This window comes from Spirosoma gilvum, from assembly GCF_054776815.1.
Genome location: NZ_BAAHBH010000009.1, coordinates 408,111 through 424,816, shown reverse-complemented (window position 1 = coordinate 424,816; position 16,706 = coordinate 408,111). Strand labels below are relative to the sequence as shown.

The window sequence follows — 16,706 nt, the reverse complement described above, 5'->3', positions numbered from 1 at the left end:
GCAATCATTTTCAGCACGTCCGCTTTAAAAGTTGCGTCGTATTTACGCCGTTTTAGGGGTTTGTTTTTAGGCTGCATGGTCTTGCAAGTTAAGCAAGTTCATTGTGCCGATTTATTGGACCATCTCAGTCCATGACATTGGTAGCTTGTAGTTAGCATAGGCACTTCGGCTGCCACAGATGAATACACTGGTTGCAATTGGCCGTTTTCCAGTGTGTATATGGTGTAGGCATGACATACTTTCCCTTGTCCGAAAGAAACTGATAAGGTACTCACAGTTAGGATTAGTAGTAAACCGGGGCATTGTGCCGCCATCTTTCAGCGAAGCTATGTTCTTTACTACGCGAACAACACTCTTTTAACCCCGTCATTCCCTGGTGTTACCTTGCAAAGCTATTCATCAGCCAGACTAATAAGCTCAAACTTATCTTGTACTATCGCCTGATTGCATGTCTTAATCTGCTTCTGCATGTGTTCCCGAGACCGTTTACCATCAGCAGGTGGCTGGCGAAGTGCTTCACTTAACTCATCCTTTCTAGCCCATACCTAGGTACGTTCTTTCTGATTCATCGCTTATTTAACAATTAAACTATCCTGCCATCGGGTCGTTTAGCAGGGTGATAGATATTTCGGCTTCCTTGGCCATTCAGGATCGCGTATCTGAGAGGCTAGCCTGAGCGTATCCTTCCCATACCGATACAGCTTAGCCACTACCTTAGCCAGCTTTAAAGAATTTTCATTTTGTATCTTCAACAAATAGCCCCGGTTGCCGGTAATCTGCTGGTACCAGATCAGTGAGTATAATGCCTACCCGCAGATAGTGGTAGCCATAGGCAAAGATTTCTTTCAAGGCTGCCGAAGCATACTGTAGCAGCTCGGCGGTCGAACTAGTCGGGTGCGGTAATCGTACCGTTCGGGAGCTGCTAAACTGCTTACGGGGCAAGTCATTTCCCGGGGTTTTACGGTTAGGATCTGTGCGTAGGTAAACGATCAGACAACTACCCAATGACTCTTGTCTGTATAATATTGGCTTCAAAGTTGGCGAGTTGGTACAAACTAATAAACTTCTTTTCCCAAAAGGCCTTAATTGAAAATTTTTAGCTTTGCCCCATATCCATAATCTAAACGGCCACCAAGATTAAGCTGAATTTGATGAGCTTTTGCCTCCTTATAGTAAGGAATATAGATACGGTGGTTAAGTTGTACTGCGTCACTGCTTATAGGCTCTCGATCACAGGACCAGGTATATCGACTTGTCCAATCGCCTTCCTGAATTGAATATATATAGAGTGCCGACTTCAAGGATGCCGGCGTATTGGAAGCAGCACCACAGTCATTAGAGGTAATACAAAAATACATACCAGCATCAGTGGCTTTTGAGTTAGCAATACTAAGGGTTGACGTGTTTTGGCCAACCACAGGTGATGAAGTATCGTTTTTATACCATTGGTAGCGATATTGCGGATTATAAATACTAAAAGTAGAAAGCGTTATCGTATTACCCACACAGTAGGTAACTGATAAAGAGGGAGCTATTATTGAACAGGGTGGAGTTCCCAATCGAACTTTATAATTGTAGCCATAAGCAATATTGTTGTCGGCTACCGTAAACGGCCACATTACATGTTGATCTAACCCACTGGCAAACCAGGTATTTCCGCCATCAGAGGTTCGTAACGTGTTGGTGTTATATCCAGTGAGGGAGTCTAAGAAAAACATGTCCGATCCATTGGCTAATCCACTGGGAAGGTTTGACATAGTACGCCAGGTTTTCCCTCCATCTCGCGTGATATGTGTTGCGTAGTCGTAGACGAAACCGACTGTAGGGCTGATGAATTTAAGGCGTGTTGCTATATCTGATGCCACAGAGATCGCATGGCTAAGGAGCATCCAGCTTTGGCCACCATTGGTAGTTCGGTATATTTGGCCACTCAAATTTCCTTCTTTACCAGTTATAAAACCGAGTTCTGGCGTAACAAACGAAACTTTGGGAACTCCGGTAAAGTTGGCAGTTGGTAATAATGTCCACGAATTACCTGCATCATCAGTACGATAAATCTTGTTTGCGTAACTTACTCGAATCCAACTGGTTGGGCCAAGAAAATAAGAACGGTTATAATCATAAGATTGAATATAATCGCCATCGAAGCGTGTCTGAAAAAGTTGGATTGACGTGCTCTTCTGATTCCATGACAAACCTCCATCAACCGTTGTCCAGACAGAGTTTCTGGTTGTGATAAATCCTGTTGTGGTGTTTAGAAAGTATACTTCCCACGTATGTTCTCCAGCCGGGAGAACTATTTTCTTCCAGGAAATTCCCCCATCGCTGGTTTTATAATAGCAGTTCGTACTTAGAGGGCGATCAAAGTCAAAGGTCAGGCCTATCAAATAGCCTTCTTCAGGGGTCCGATAGGCAACTGACTGTGGAAACATATTATCAAGTTGGCAGGTGAGCGTCCAATCAGTACCCAGATTATCAGTTGTATATATATATCGGCTGCCGGGGATTCTTCCTAGTTGGGCGGCTTCTTTTGCATCATACAAAGAAATGCCAGTGAGAATGCCTTTCATGCCATTAAAACTGATCGTTGTCAGAATAATTTCGGCAGGCGTAGCGAGTGGTACTTCTGTCCAGGTTGAACCTCCATCAACCGTTTTGAATAAATATACTTTTTGAGGAGTGACCGTGAAATCATTGGCAACTGTTCTAGGTCTACCGCCTACGACGAAACCGACTGATTTATCGATGAAAACTATATCCTGAAAAGGTGAGAACTCCCAATAATTATTAAAGCTGGTCGTATCAGCCGCAGGTCTGGGTAGAGTAACTTTTTGCCAGCTTCTTCCAGCATTTACCGTACGAAAAAGTGTCTTATTGGAGCCATAAGGGGAGGATAACATCCAAAAGTTTGCTGTATCAACGATGACTAACCTGCTAACACCTGAATAGGGTATTGGCCGATAAGCCCAGCTCTGTCCACCATCGGTTGATAATCTTAACTCGAAATTTGATGATTGCCCTGTTCGTGCGATACCAGCAATAATATTTTGATCTGAAAAAACGACTCTATTATACAATGTTGGACTGTTGGGTAGCTGCGTATAGGTAAGTCCTCCATCCGTTGTTTTGTATATTGTCGACTCATCAACGCTGTTTGTTTTTGCAATGAGATAGCCCGTCGAATTAGACAAGAAATAAACTCGGGTAGCTTCGAGTCTGGAGTCGGGTAACTTAGGCAAAATCATCGCCCAATTTTCTCCACCATCGCTTGTTTTTAATAGAATAACGGGTGTTGATGCACTTTTTGCCAAGACAACTCCTTCTGTTACTGATCGAAACTGTAAGTCCACATAAGTCAATTCGTTTCCATAGCATGTATTTAACTCCTGCCAGTCTCTACCTGTATTCGTCGATTTAATCAGTTCTGACCCCGCTAGAGCATAAATAATAGTGGGGCTGGGCTGGGATAGTAAACGTGGAACGGAAATGTCTTTTACCTGACTACAGTTAGTATATCGATAAGTACGAACTGTGGGGGAATACGTAGAATAGGTGCCATTTTTTTCTGTCCGAATACGATAGATATAATTCATTGAGTGATTGATCTGACGATCCTTAAATTGAATGCTGTCAGGAGCTACCGTTCCAATTTCCTGAAATGCCTCAGGCGTTGCCAGATCAGCTCGTTCTATTCGAAAACTTGTTTCACCAACACTATAATCTTTCCAGCGAATTAGATTATAGTCATCCGTTGTTTCCTTTACCCAGGGTAAGATTGGCGCGTTTGTATAAGTAGGACTTATCTCTGTTAACGAGCGAATAAATAAATTTCCTTTTATGGGATAACTTGACCCACCTTCAATGGTAAATGGACAGAACAGTTGATTATCTAAAACAGCAATAGCCGCTTCGGAGTATTCACTCCATAAATCCGGATTAGCTGTATAACCCTGTTCTTGTCTATAGCTTACACCTTCATTCCATAGGTTCCATTGCAAATTGTTGACCTGTGAATGCCATACTCCACCTAAAGAAGAGGCATACAAACGCCCATCGTTAATAGTAACGTTTACAGGGCTGGTTTCCAGATATTTTGGGGCTTGCGAATAGAATGTTTGCATGTTCCAGTTTACACCCGCATTCGAAGAAACGTAGAGATTGATTGTAAAATCATAGGCCCCTGATCGATAAACACTGGGTGTAGATGCACCCACAAGAAGCGTGTTTCCGTCGGCGGCTAAACTGCTAAATGTGTCGTTGGTAGCAGTTAATGAGGTTGCTTGCCAACTTACCCCATTATCATTGGATGTGAATAACGCTTGTGACGTCAGCAAATACCAGCGATTTGAAATCCATCGAATCGCTCGAAACTGATCATAAGGAAGTACAGTTCCGTTAGGTAATTGTGTAGGGAACGGGTCGGACCAGCTTCGTCCATTATCCGTTGATATGGCTGTTTTAGTTCCATTTTCAAGCAGGGCAATAATGGCAGTTGGCGAGAATGCTATTTGCTTAATGGATAAGTCACGCAAACTATTATAATACGGATCAAAAAAAAGAAACTGTTTTAGCCGTGTCCAGTGTATTCCTTCATCTGAAGACGTAAAAATTCCCGCTGCTGTAGAAGCATATAGGCTATCACCATAAGGTATTATTTGATTAATGACAGTGGTATATTTCCGAGTCTGGTTTAATGTTGAGTCGTAACTAAGAGTCCAGCGTTTTTGCCAGACCTGTGGGGAGGAGTCGGTTACATATAATCCATTTGATAAGGTATTAGCCCAAATTTTATTTCTGTACGTAAACAAATTAATAATGGGGCTATCAAAACTCGATACTTGCTTAAATTGTGCCGATGTGCAGAAGGGAGAACTACAAAATACGAGTAGTATAATCAGGTGCTGAAAGCGAATGCTCATTCTATAATAGGCTGCTTCTGTGATAAAGTTTGATTAAAGCTGATTCAGGTTCTCGAAAAATAAATAAAAATTACGTTCGTCAATCTGCTATTTCTATTCATCCTATATCTTCTGAATGGCTGTATCAATCAGAGTACCCTACTGACACCTCTCAACGGGCAGCCTGTTATTCTACTGTCTTGACCCCCTTGAAGGTGAGCCAGTGAAAAGTAGACCAGTCTGCTGGAGCAGTAAAAAACTAACGTTCATTGATAACCGAAAGGAAAATGAAAAGGGCTAATTTCTGAATCGCAAATCGTAGCGAACGCTCCGGCGTCCCGGTCTTAAGTAGCAGGATGGTGAACTAACCGCTCTGGCTACCCACGTCTCTTAGATCAGCCGAGAACTGGCGTTAGCGAGGCTGTTTTATAATTGCAAAGCCCCGTATAGTGGAATACCATATGGAGCGGCCTCACCAAGCCTTACAGTTTATGAGCCCAATTGAGTACTGGCAGACGGCTTAAACTCCAGCCGAAACTAACTCAGTAAAGGGGAAAGAACACTTAAAATTCTCAGTTAAAATGGCAGAAATAAAGTAGAGCAATGGATTTGTGAAGTCGGAGTTAGCTCAATTGATTAAGGCAATGGCTGGCCTCCTCGTGAAAGCCGGCCATTGCCTTAATCAATTGAGCTAAACTAGCCGGGTATAGGTCGAATTCTCTTTAACCTCATTCCGCGAAAATCCAGGTGCTGGCGAATAATCTTTCAATTTACTATTCAGATTTGGTCCAACGTATTGGCATTGTAAGCCATCCTGGTCAATGGTTTTGCAGTCAGAAAGCTTCGAAACGGTGTGGAGCTTACCTACCCATGATCTAAATACTCTTTTCGGATACCTAGCTTTTTCATTTTAGAATTCAGTGTTGTCGGCGGAACATTCAGGACTTCGGCCGCTCCGCCCGCTCCCCAGATTCGGCCATTGCATTTCTTGAGAACGGCAATGATATGATCCCGCTCATTTTCGTCGATGGTTTTGATCCGGTACTCGTCGGACGTCGTTGGTAGGATCGGCTGACCCATATTGAGTAAACCAACCTCCTCAATCAGGGTGCCTTTTGTCAGCAGTATGCTTCGTTCGATCAGGTGTTCCAATTCCCGAATATTGCCCGGCCAGTGATACGCCAGTAAGGTATTCGATGCCTGAGCCGATAGCCCCGTGATTTTCTTGCCCGTTTTTTGGTTGTACTTCTCAATAAAATGCTCGACAAGGGCCGGTATATCTTCCTTACGATCCCGCAACGGGGGCAGGGAAATGGGAAACACATTCAACCGGTAATACAGGTCGAGACGAAAACGACCCTCGGCTACTTCTTTTTCCAGATTACGGTTGGTGGCGGCAATAATTCGAACACTGATTTTAATGGACGATTGCCCTCCGATACGCTCAATCTCTTTCTCCTGCAATACCCGCAGTAACTTCACCTGCAATTCAACGGGCATCTCGCCGATTTCGTCCAGAAAAAGCGTTCCTCCGTCGGCCTGCTCAAATCGGCCAATTCGTTTGTCGGTAGCTCCCGTAAATGATCCTTTTTCATGACCAAACAATTCGGATTCAATCAGGTTAGCGGGCAAGGTCGCGCAGTTGACCCGGATGAAGGGCTTCCGTTTTCGGGGGGAGAGTTGGTGAATCGTGACCGCAATGCGTTCTTTGCCAGTGCCACTCTCACCCAGAATCAAGACCGACGTATCGGTAGGAGCAACCAGCGACAGATGATCGAAAACTGTTAGTAATAAGTGGCTACTACCAACAATACCCTCGAACGATGGGGCTCGGGAAGAGCCATCGGACGGCGATGGTATATAATCTGTTGACGGGACGGCAGGTGATATGCTGGGGTTCGCATTTCGCTTGCTTTCGACGGCAGTCGTCAGTATAGGCGTTAGTTGACTAAGCAGAGCTAGGTGTTCTTCCCGATAGGCATCTGAACGGCGGCTGTAAAAGTAGAAGGCAACCGGTTCGCCGATTGGTGTGATCAGCGGCAACACTAATTGGGAGCGCATCAGAAAGGTATTCGCAATCAATTTTCGGATGGAAGGCCGTTCGCATACGCGCTTAAACGCGGCTTCATCATACCAGGTTGCTCCGGTTTCGAGGGATGTTTTGGCTTGTAAAGCGGCCAGTTCATGCTGTTTTAAATTGGCCATGACCATTAGTTCATTAGGCCCTACAAGCTGGTACTCGTCGAAACCGATTCGCAAAAAGCCCAGATCCGAATACGTCGTATTAGGGAGTTCGGAAGGTCCAACCGCCATGAAGTCAAATGGAACGAAGGGTTGAATCGCTTTCCCTGCCTTTAGCAATTTCTGTTCCCAGTCGATCGGCTCAGCCAGGAGTTTGCTGAGTTGTTTAAGAAGCTGGGTTCCCCGTCGAAAACTGGCTTCCAGGCTGTGCTCGTATCGATACCGGGCCACTTCGAGCGTGACCAATACATCTTTTTCCCGAAAGGGCTTGACTAAAAAACCATCGGGTTGGGTCGCTTTGGCCGCTGTCAGCACATCCTGCGTGGAGTTGGCCGAGAGGTAGATAAACGGAATCGAATCCTCTCTTAATTGTTTGGCCAGATCGATGCCGGTTAGCGGTCCTTTCAGGAAAATATCCAGCAAAACCACATCTGGCTTTTCCTGCCCAATAAGTTCCAGGGCGTTGGGAACGGAACGAGCGATTCCTGTTACCCGGTAGCCTGCTTTGTGCAGCATTAACCGCAGGTCATTGGCTTCAATAAACTGATCTTCGACTATCAGGACTGTCTGGTTCATAACGCTGTCGTTTCAAAAGGTATATTGGGAGCTATTCTGGCCGATTCGGGCCCGTCAGTTGGTTCGTAAACAAAGTGAAGGGTAATAACGGTACCCTTGTCGTTGGTGATGGTAAAATGACCGTCGATGTCGTCGCTCAGCCCTCGCATCAGGCTTAAACCCAACGAATCATGTTGCTGGCTATCTATGGTGTCTGGCAACCCGATTCCATTATCGGCAATGGTGAGTACATAATGCGTACTGCCCGTTTGCTGAAAGGAAATGACAATCTGCCCCGCCGTGTTACCGGGAAACGCATATTTGATACTATTGGTAATGGCTTCGTTGAGAATCAGGCCGATGGGTACCGAATAAGAAACCCCCAGTTTAACCGGGTCAATGTGCGTCTCGAACCGGATACGCTGGCCAGCCCCAAAGAAATCCCGCAAATACTCGACAAGCTCCCGGATGTACGCCGACATATCGATAGCCGATAAATTGTCGGATTGATACAGCTTTTGATGAATCAGCGAGATGGCCTGAACCCGGTGCTGACTATCACGGATGGCCAGTATAGCCGCTTCATCGGTCAGGTAAGCCGATTGCGTATTCAACAGGCTCATCACGATTTGCAGATTGTTTTTGACCCGGTGATGAATCTCTTTAAGCAGCCATTCCTTTTCGGTCAGCAGCCGTTGAAGCGACTGATTTTTATCGTTGATTTCGATCTGCTGTGCTTCCAGAATGGCGTTACTTTTCTGTTTGAGCCTGTACCGATTGTAAACTAATCCGAGAATGACCAGAAGCAGCGCGATAATGATAAACGTAACATTTCGCAAGAGTTTAGTCTGGTTTAAGTCGTTCAACTGCAATTCGCCCTGTTTTTTGAGTAGCTCGATATGCTGGCCTTTTAGTTTGATATCCTGATCCTTCTTTTTGGTATCGAACTGGGTTTGCAACAAGGCGATCTGTTTACTTTTCGACTCGGTAAATAAGGAGTCATTCAACCGTTTATGGCGCTGGTAGTGTATAATGGCGGATCGGTAATCACCCTGAGCCGAGTCCACCTTAAATGTCCATAAATGATTGGTGGACAGACTGCGCAGGGACCCCATTTTCTCGGACACCTCTCGATGAATCAGCAGGTATTTATCGGCTTTCTGGTACTGCTGGGTATCTAAGAAAAATCGGATCAGCATACCATAGGCGTAGAGTTGGGTTTCATTATCAATCTGTTCTCTATTTTCGGATAACCTGACTAAACGATCGCTATAGGGTTGAGCCAGCGTATACTGCTTACCGGGCAGATAGGCATTGATAAATTGTCCTGTAATATAGATTTGGCTGGCCAGATCAGGAAGAGTGTATCTTTTAACAATAGTCCGTAAAAAATCGAGCGCAGCTACTGGCTGATGAAGCAGTACGTAGGTATCGCTGATATTCGTGGCCAGTATACAAACCGCTCCAACATCGTGATAGGCCTCTGCAATGGCAATCGACTTTCTGAAGTACAGGTTGGCCAGTTTGAGGTCATGCAGGTTCTGATAGGTGATCCCCAGCCGGTTATAGATGGTAGCCAGCAACATGGTCGAATCGCCGGATTGTTCGGCCGTTTGAACCGCCAAGAGCCCATAGCGAATCGCTTCTTTGTAATCGCCCAGTTCACCGCAAACCTGGCCCAATAAGTCGTACACCCCCTGTAGGCGACCTCGGCCCACGGCTTTGTACAAACTCAACGCCTGCTGAAGAGAAGCCAGTGCCTTCACGTTATTTCCTTCGACCTGGTACAAATCGCCAAGTTCTTTATTGCAATTGGCCTGCTTGAGTTTATTTCCTGACTGTTGAAACGTCAACAACGCCAGTTCTGCCATTCGTATTCGTTCTGCCAGTCCTGATCCGATCAAGGGTGAGTAGCTGCCGAGTTCAAAGTAGGCTTCGCCTAATTCATCCAGATAATGAAAGGCCGAAAATAGGGCAATAGCTTTTCGTACGAGCGCTTTTGCCTGCTCCTTCTTCCCATCGTGGTTGTATACGCGGGCATACAAAATATAACTGGTTGCCTGCCCTTTCGGATCGTGTAACCGCACGCTCAACTGTTCGGCCTGCCGGGCTACGGTCATGGCACTATCCATATCGGCAGCCTGCGCATTGGGTTTGAACATGTAGTAGGTTGCCAAATCCTGCAACAGGTGAACGCGATGGTTGTCGGGCTTGCTTTGCTGCAAAAGCGTCAGTAATTCACGCGACGACTTATCGGTTGGAGGTTGGGCGGAAGCCGTCAGCCAGGCACATCCTGCTACGCAGCTAATTAATAACAGTCTCCTCATTGAGTTTTTGTTTCGACTGGTCGTTCATAAATCAGGCCATCGCCGTTGGCAGGCTGGCAGAAGAAAACAATGGCCGTAGTAATCTATTGTCTATCAGTACACAATCAATAAATATCACACTTTTTCCAGTGATTTAGTCGAGCTATGTATTGAATGGTAAAAAGCTATAGCCAACGATATATCGTTGTGCCGTTCGTTGTCCAACGATATGCAGTAGCCAAATTTCTGGCACAAAAATATAACTTACTGATTTTCAATAGATATACAATAACGGCATTTCGTTTGGTTTAGGTGGTTCAACTAAATAAACTGAAACGATCATGAACATCTCCCGTCCCCAAACCATCGTCTTTATCACCGGTGCCTTTGTCAGCAATGATTGCTGGAATGAATGGCAAACGTATTTTCAGCAGAAAGGCTATACGACCATTGCTCCCGCCTGGCCCCATAAAGATGCTCCGGCCGAAGTGTTACGAAATCGACATCCTGATGCCAGCATTGCTGCCAACCGACTGGCCGATCTGACCGACTATTATGCGCAGATTGTGGCGCAACTCCCCGAAAAACCGATCCTGATTGGGCATTCTATTGGGGGGCTGATGGTGCAGCTTTTGTTGCAGCGGAGGTTAGGAGCAGCCGGGATTGCCATTCACTCGGTTCCTCCGCAAGGTATCTTCACGTTTAAGCTGTCGTTTCTGAAAGCCGGTTGGGGGCCACTGGGCTTTTTCACCTCTACGAAGAAAACGTTTTTGATGTCGTTCGAGGACTGGCAATACGCCTTTACTAATGGGATGCCGCTCGAGCAGCAAAAAGCCGCTTATTACCAGTTCGCCATACCCGAATCCAAGCTCATCGTTCGGGACACCATCACGGCAGCGGCTCACGTCGATTTCAGCAAACCCCATGCTCCTCTACTGCTTACATCTGGTAGCACAGACAACACGATCCCAGCTTCGCTCAATTACGACAATTACCGTAAATACCGGCATTCCGATTCCATTACAGACTACAAGGAATTTGAAGGACGGAATCATTTCGTGCTGGGGCAGCCGACCTGGAAAGAAGACGCCGACTACATCCTGAAATGGGTCGACAAGACACTACCTCAGCCAGTAGTAAGTAATAAGTCAATGGCTATCAACAATTAATCAACTCGTCCCTTCCTCTTACCAATAACTCATCTATTCTCATGAAAACGATAATCGTCTCAATGCTCCTTCTTGTATCCCTATTCTTCACGTTGTCGTCCTGTTCAAAAAATGACGCCGTTACGCCCGCTCCCAAAACGTTCGTGCTGGTACACGGGGCCTGGCAGGCACCCTACGCCTGGCAATCGGTTAAGGATCAGTTGGTGCAGCAAGGCCAGAACGTGGTGGTGGTCGAACTGCCCGGTCACGGAACCGATAATACCTTACCCATTACCCTGTCGATGGATGTATACCGGGATAAAGTGGTGGGGGCGATTAATGCACTTTCTGATAATGTAATTCTGGTTGGTCATAGTATGGGAGGCATGGTTGTATCGGCTGTTGCCGAAAAAATCCCCAGCCGCATTGACAAACTAGTGTATGTCGGAGCCTTTTTACCGGCCAATGGACAATCTCTGCTGGCTCTGGCTTCTACAGATAGCACTTCTCAATTGGGCCCCGCTTTGATTCCTTCGGCCGATCAGCTTATGCTGGACATCAAGACCGAGAATTTAGCATCCATTTTCATTCAGGATGGGTCGGATGCGGTGAAAAAACAGGTGGTCGATAACTACCGGGCCGAACCGTTCATTCCCTTTACCAACCCGGTCGCGCTGACGCCCGCCAACTTTGGTAAAGTAGCCAAGTATTATGTACACACCGCGCAGGATCATGCAGTGGGACTAAATCTACAAAAACAAATGGTGGCCGCAGCAGGCATCAAAAGCACTTATACACTCAATAGCAGTCATTGTCCCTTCCTATCGATGCCAACGGAGGTAACTACGACGCTTCAGACCATTGCCAGCATAACGACCGCTCAATAAAAAATCACCTCACCTTTTCTTACGCTCGACATTTAATCAACGCTATTTCAATACAGAGCCATGAATCGACTTCAAAACAAAGTAGCCATCATTACGGGCGGAAGCAGTGGCATCGGCCTGGCAACGGCCAAAGAGTTTATTGCCCAGGGCGCCACTGTCCTAATAACCGGGCGCAACCAGGAATCGCTGGATCAAGTTACCGCTGAACTGGGCAACAAAGCATACGGGATTGTCTGGGATGCCAGTATTCCGGGCAATGCAAACCACTTGTCGGAGTTTGTACAGGCAAATTTTACCAGTATCGACATTCTGTTCATCAATGCCGGTGTGGCCAAATTCGCCCCCTTCGAGAGCATGACCGAAGCCGTCTACGACGAAAGCATGAATACCAATGTCAAAGGAGCTTATTTCACCATCCAGACGCTGGTACCTTTCTTCAAAAATGGTGGCTCCATCATCTTAAACACCTCCATTAATGCTCATGTTGGCGCACCGGGCGCGAGCGTGTATGCCGCCACAAAAGGAGCCCTGCTGACAATGGCCAAAAATCTATCGACAGAGCTAATCGGCCGCCAGATACGGGTCAATGCCATTAGTCCGGGGCCGGTCGATACCGTCCTGCATAGTGCCGCTAAACTCGGCATTTCAGAGCAGCAATTAACCCAAATGAATCAGGGAATTATTGAAGCCATTCCGCTGGGCCGCTTCGGCCGGCCGGAGGAAATTGCCAAGGTCGTCCTGTTCTTTGCCTCCGACGATTCCTCGTTTGTGGTCGGTGCTGAGCTGATCGTGGATGGCGGCATGTCGATGGGCTAAAGTAAATTTTAAACCCAGAGATGCAGAGAACACAGAGCTGTAAACGCATTAACAATCAGACTTCTCATTCTCCGTGTTCTCCGTGCCTCTGTGTTTAAATAACCCGAAAACTAATCACAACCTCAACTTTAACCAAACATAATCATGTACAAATTCAACCGCGCTCTTGGCGCACTAACCTGTATCATTATGGCTCTTTCAACTCCCTCAACAGCAGACGCTCAATCGAACAAAACGGGTGTAACCAATGTAGTGCTCGTTCATGGTGCCTTTGCCGACGGTTCAAGCTGGTCCAAAGTCATTCCGCTGCTGGAAGCAAAAGGACTTACCGTTATTGCTGTCCAAAATCCACTAACCTCGCTGGCCGACGACGTGGCAGCCGCCAAACGAGCCATCGCCTTACAAAATGGTCCGGTACTGTTGGTTGGCCATTCGTGGGGTGGTGCGGTGATCACCGAAGCGGGCAACGATCCCAACGTAGCGGGTCTGGTTTATGTGGCGGCTGGTGCGCCGGATGAAGGGCAGTCTTTTGGTGAAATGAGCCAGTTAGCCCCACCAGCACCGGGTACTGGCGAAATAAGACCTGATGCGTCTGGCTTTCTTTCGCTAACCGCTAAAGGGATCAAGGAAGATTTTGCGCAGGATCTGCCCGAAGCCGAAACCCGCCTTATATTCGCCACACAAGGGCCCTGGTCGGCCAAAGCCCTGAGTGACAAGATCTCGAAAGCGGCCTGGAAAACCAAGCCTTCCTGGTACATTGCAGCCAGCGAAGACCGCATGATCAATCCCGATTTGCAACAGACGTTGGCAAAAAAGATTAAGGCAACCACGCTAACAATTAAAGCCAGTCACGTACCCATGGTTTCGCAACCTGAGAAAGTAGCCGCTTTCATCCTCGAAGCAGCCAGTCATGTAACTATACAATAAATTACTCGCCCCTCAAGGCCCATTTCTGATTCAGAAACGGGCCTTGAGGGGCGAGATCAAGTGGTTTAGGACTAGCAGCGATTAAGTGCCGACTACCAACCGGCAGGGCAGTTGTTTTCTTAACTAACCAAAAAATTAACGGCCTGTTTCAGCGTGCGTTCATTCTCACTTTCCGGATCTGTATAGGATCGTTCGCCTACCTCAATGGTGAGTTGTTTGCCTAGCAGTTGTTTGGTATCTAGTTCTTTCCCAGCCTCAACCGGTAGCCCTACCTCTCCAAATAGACCAACAATGGCCGGCATGCCAGCCTGAGATTGATAAAACCGGTGTGATACGTAACCCTCGTCGTTTTCAAAGCGGACGGCAAAAAATGGAATGGCTTTATGTTCGCTTTTCCCTTCGTCAATGTGGGTAATTGTGACCACTTGGCGACCATCATTCAAAAGCGGTTTATCCTGGCCTTTTTCTACAGCAATTTTCATAACGCTATATTTTATTTATATCATATACAACAGAGCAACGCAAGTGATTGTTTAAAATATAGCCGTAATCAGCTAAATAAGGGTTAATATCTCTGCTTATTTATATTTTAGATATAATAGTCAAGACTAATCTCTTTAAGAAAAATCTTACCTTGCAGCTATGTTTAGAATTCTATTGAAGACCGCGACCATTGGGCTGATCAGCCTCTGGCTCCTAACGAGTTGCCAATCGACGAATAATGCTCCGTGTGAGTCGACAACTGTTACGACAAAGGCTCCCGACGAAGAGATTGCCCGGCTCAAACAGTTCATTGAGTCGAGCCGGATTAAGGCAACTCCTGATAAACGAGGATTCTATTATATCATCCAAAAACCCGGCACCGGAGGAAAACCAACCGTCTGTTCCAACGTCAGCGTCAATTACGAGGGACATTTAACAAATGGAACTCGCTTTGACGGTGGACAGGACATCAGTTTTGGGCTCAATCAGTTAATCCTCGGGTGGCAGGAAGGTATTCCGCTAATCGCGCCTGGTGGGCGTATTACCTTGTATCTACCTCCTTCACTAGCGTATGGCAATCAGGAACAGGGGGACATTCCCGCCAATTCGATCCTTGTCTTCCAGATCGATCTACTGTCCATTAACTAAGTCAGCTTCATTATAGTCTTTATAATAAGACTTATTATATGCATTAAGTGGAGTACCTCAAAGGTTACCTCAATCAAGAACGATCACCGACTTCCCAATAATCTTACCCCGGCGGGCATCCCTGTAAGCTTTCCTGACGTTGGTAAAAGAATATGTTTTATCCAGCACGATCTGTAGGCCATCTTCTGCCAGTTGAGTTAACGTGTTGAGCCCTTCGACGGTCGATTTCAAAATCAGGATTTTCAGTTTTTGTCCAGAAAAGAGGTTGTTAACGAACGAGTAGATGAGTGTCAAGGGTGAAGGAAGCGTGCTGACAAAGACGGCTTTGGGTTTCATCAGGCTCCTGGCATCGGTAAATGACAGCTTAGTGGATAGGTCAATCACCGCGTCGAAGCGTTGCTTTAGCTGGCTGACAGGTTGTTTTGTATAGTCGACTACGGCATCCGCACCCCATTTTGCTGCCTCAGCAACGCCTTTTGTACTGACAACCGCCGTTACCCTGGCACCGCGTTGTTTTGCAATCTGTATGGCAAATAGGCCAATTCCGCCGGTAGCACCGTTGATCAATACATCCTGGTTAGCACGAACTTCAGCCAGTTGGTCAATGATCTGCAAGGCTGACAGTCCGGTTACGGGCAGAGCCGCTGCCTGCTCAAACGAGATATTGGCCGGTTTTGGAGCAATATCAGTCTCTTTAACGACAATATAATCGGCCAGAGCCCCGCCTTTGAATACGTCCAGTAAGCCAATCACCGCGTCACCCGCTTTAAACTTTGTAACAGCGCTGCCCGTTTTTTCAACAATTCCTGAGAAATCGATACCCAACGATTTAGGGAAGCCAGATCCTGACATTAATTTCATTTCTCCGCCATATACCTTCCAATCCAGAGGATTAATCGAGACCGCTTTTACCCGAATCAAAAGTTGATCCGACTCAATAGTTGACACCACTTGCTCAACTAGTTCCAGTACGCTTTCGTCGCCAAACTGGTTATACACTACCTTTCTCATGTTGGTTGAATTTTTACGTTTAGCCGTGTGGCTTACCATCTTACCCTGCAAAGGTGCACCATCTAATAAGCTGTAAATAGCACCAAAAGCCAGAAAAATAGTCGAATCCGACATGACAAAGTCAATCCAGATTCTTACCGGATAAGTGTTTTTATCCTGCCATTAGCCAGCGCTAAAAGCTTAAAAGCCTGGTTTGTCCGATAGGGCTGATTTATGGTCTCATTGGAATATTTTCCGACAGGCATACTGCCGAGCTTTGTGACGTATTTAAATCAAAACGATATGGAAAATCACAAAAAACCGTTCGCCGTTGGCCCAGAAGAAGGGAAAAGCGTTTCTGTTGTTGGCGACACCTACCGAATCCTGATCAGTGGAAAAGAAACAGGTGGAGCCTTCGCCACGATCGACATGCTTATACCGCCCGGCGGTGGCCCTGGACCGCATGCCCATGCAGCTTTTGAGGAATCCTTTTACGTGATCGAAGGAGAAATCGAAGTCAAATCCGAGTTTGGTAAGTACACAGCCACTAAAGGATCATTTGTCAGCGTTCCGAAAGGGGGCGTGGTACACGGCTTCAAGAATAATACCCAGCAGACAGCGCATCTGCTTTGCACTGTAGTACCAGCCGGGCTGGAAACGTTTTTCGAAGAGATCGGCCAACCTGTTGCCTACGGTCAGTTTCTACCCGTACCCCATTTTGATGCAGAAACCATTAAAAAGCTACAGGCTATTGCCGAAACGTATGGCCAGCAGGTTTTTCCACCCGATTACCTGGGGTAAGCAGGA

The 16,706-nt window shown here is 46.5% G+C and carries 12 protein-coding genes; 6 read left to right on the top strand and 6 right to left on the bottom strand.

Annotation, left to right across the window (positions count from 1 at the left end; genetic code table 11):
• Positions 1-735 precede the first annotated feature (735 nt).
• From ACYVFD_RS24190 to ACYVFD_RS24175, 4 genes are all read right to left on the bottom strand, one after another.
• On the bottom strand, positions 736-1,005 hold the full coding sequence (locus ACYVFD_RS24190; RefSeq protein ID WP_461093080.1) for a DinB/UmuC family translesion DNA polymerase: 270 nt from the start codon (positions 1,003-1,005) through the stop codon (positions 736-738).
• Positions 1,006-1,082: 77 nt separating this feature from the next.
• Positions 1,083-4,919, bottom strand: coding sequence for a YCF48-related protein (locus ACYVFD_RS24185; RefSeq protein ID WP_461093077.1), 3,837 nt, complete (start codon positions 4,917-4,919; stop codon positions 1,083-1,085).
• 843 nt (positions 4,920-5,762) lie between these two features.
• Positions 5,763-7,715 carry a sigma 54-interacting transcriptional regulator gene (locus tag ACYVFD_RS24180; RefSeq protein WP_461093076.1) on the bottom strand — a complete coding sequence of 651 codons (1,953 nt, stop codon included), beginning with the start codon at positions 7,713-7,715 and terminating at the stop codon, positions 5,763-5,765.
• Positions 7,712-10,021: a tetratricopeptide repeat-containing sensor histidine kinase gene (locus ACYVFD_RS24175; protein WP_461093075.1), complete on the bottom strand. Its 2,310-nt coding sequence runs from the start codon at positions 10,019-10,021 to the stop codon at positions 7,712-7,714. The genes ACYVFD_RS24180 and ACYVFD_RS24175 overlap by 4 nt, the downstream gene beginning before the upstream one ends.
• 320 nt (positions 10,022-10,341) lie before the next feature.
• Here ACYVFD_RS24175 and ACYVFD_RS24170 point away from each other — a divergent pair, with 320 nt between their 5' ends.
• The 4 genes from ACYVFD_RS24170 (at position 10,342) to ACYVFD_RS24155 (ending at position 13,778) form a co-directional block, all read left to right on the top strand.
• Positions 10,342-11,169: an alpha/beta hydrolase gene (locus tag ACYVFD_RS24170; protein ID WP_461093074.1), complete on the top strand. Its 828-nt coding sequence runs from the start codon at positions 10,342-10,344 to the stop codon at positions 11,167-11,169.
• A 41-nt stretch (positions 11,170-11,210) separates the two neighbouring features.
• Positions 11,211-12,035, top strand: a complete 825-nt coding sequence (locus tag ACYVFD_RS24165) for an alpha/beta fold hydrolase (protein WP_461093073.1) — start codon at positions 11,211-11,213, stop codon at positions 12,033-12,035.
• A 60-nt stretch (positions 12,036-12,095) separates the two neighbouring features.
• On the top strand, positions 12,096-12,851 hold the full coding sequence (locus ACYVFD_RS24160; protein ID WP_461093072.1) for an SDR family oxidoreductase: 756 nt from the start codon (positions 12,096-12,098) through the stop codon (positions 12,849-12,851).
• Between the two features lie 144 nt (positions 12,852-12,995).
• Complete coding sequence (locus ACYVFD_RS24155) at positions 12,996-13,778, top strand: alpha/beta fold hydrolase (RefSeq protein ID WP_461093071.1); 783 nt, start codon at positions 12,996-12,998, stop codon at positions 13,776-13,778.
• A 119-nt stretch (positions 13,779-13,897) separates the two neighbouring features.
• Here ACYVFD_RS24155 and ACYVFD_RS24150 read toward each other — a convergent pair whose 3' ends face one another.
• Complete coding sequence (locus ACYVFD_RS24150; RefSeq protein ID WP_461093070.1) at positions 13,898-14,260, bottom strand: hypothetical protein; 363 nt, start codon at positions 14,258-14,260, stop codon at positions 13,898-13,900.
• Between the two features lie 160 nt (positions 14,261-14,420).
• Here ACYVFD_RS24150 and ACYVFD_RS24145 point away from each other — a divergent pair, with 160 nt between their 5' ends.
• On the top strand, positions 14,421-14,909 hold the full coding sequence (locus tag ACYVFD_RS24145) for an FKBP-type peptidyl-prolyl cis-trans isomerase (RefSeq protein ID WP_461093069.1): 489 nt from the start codon (positions 14,421-14,423) through the stop codon (positions 14,907-14,909).
• A 69-nt stretch (positions 14,910-14,978) separates the two neighbouring features.
• Here the strand turns inward: ACYVFD_RS24145 and ACYVFD_RS24140 are convergent, their stop codons facing one another.
• Positions 14,979-15,920, bottom strand: a complete 942-nt coding sequence (locus tag ACYVFD_RS24140) for an NAD(P)-dependent alcohol dehydrogenase (RefSeq protein ID WP_461093068.1) — start codon at positions 15,918-15,920, stop codon at positions 14,979-14,981.
• 282 nt (positions 15,921-16,202) lie between these two features.
• Between ACYVFD_RS24140 and ACYVFD_RS24135 the strand changes: the two genes are divergently transcribed.
• Entirely contained in the window at positions 16,203-16,700 is a 498-nt protein-coding gene (locus tag ACYVFD_RS24135; protein ID WP_461093067.1) for a cupin domain-containing protein, read from the top strand.
• Positions 16,701-16,706 lie beyond the last annotated feature (6 nt).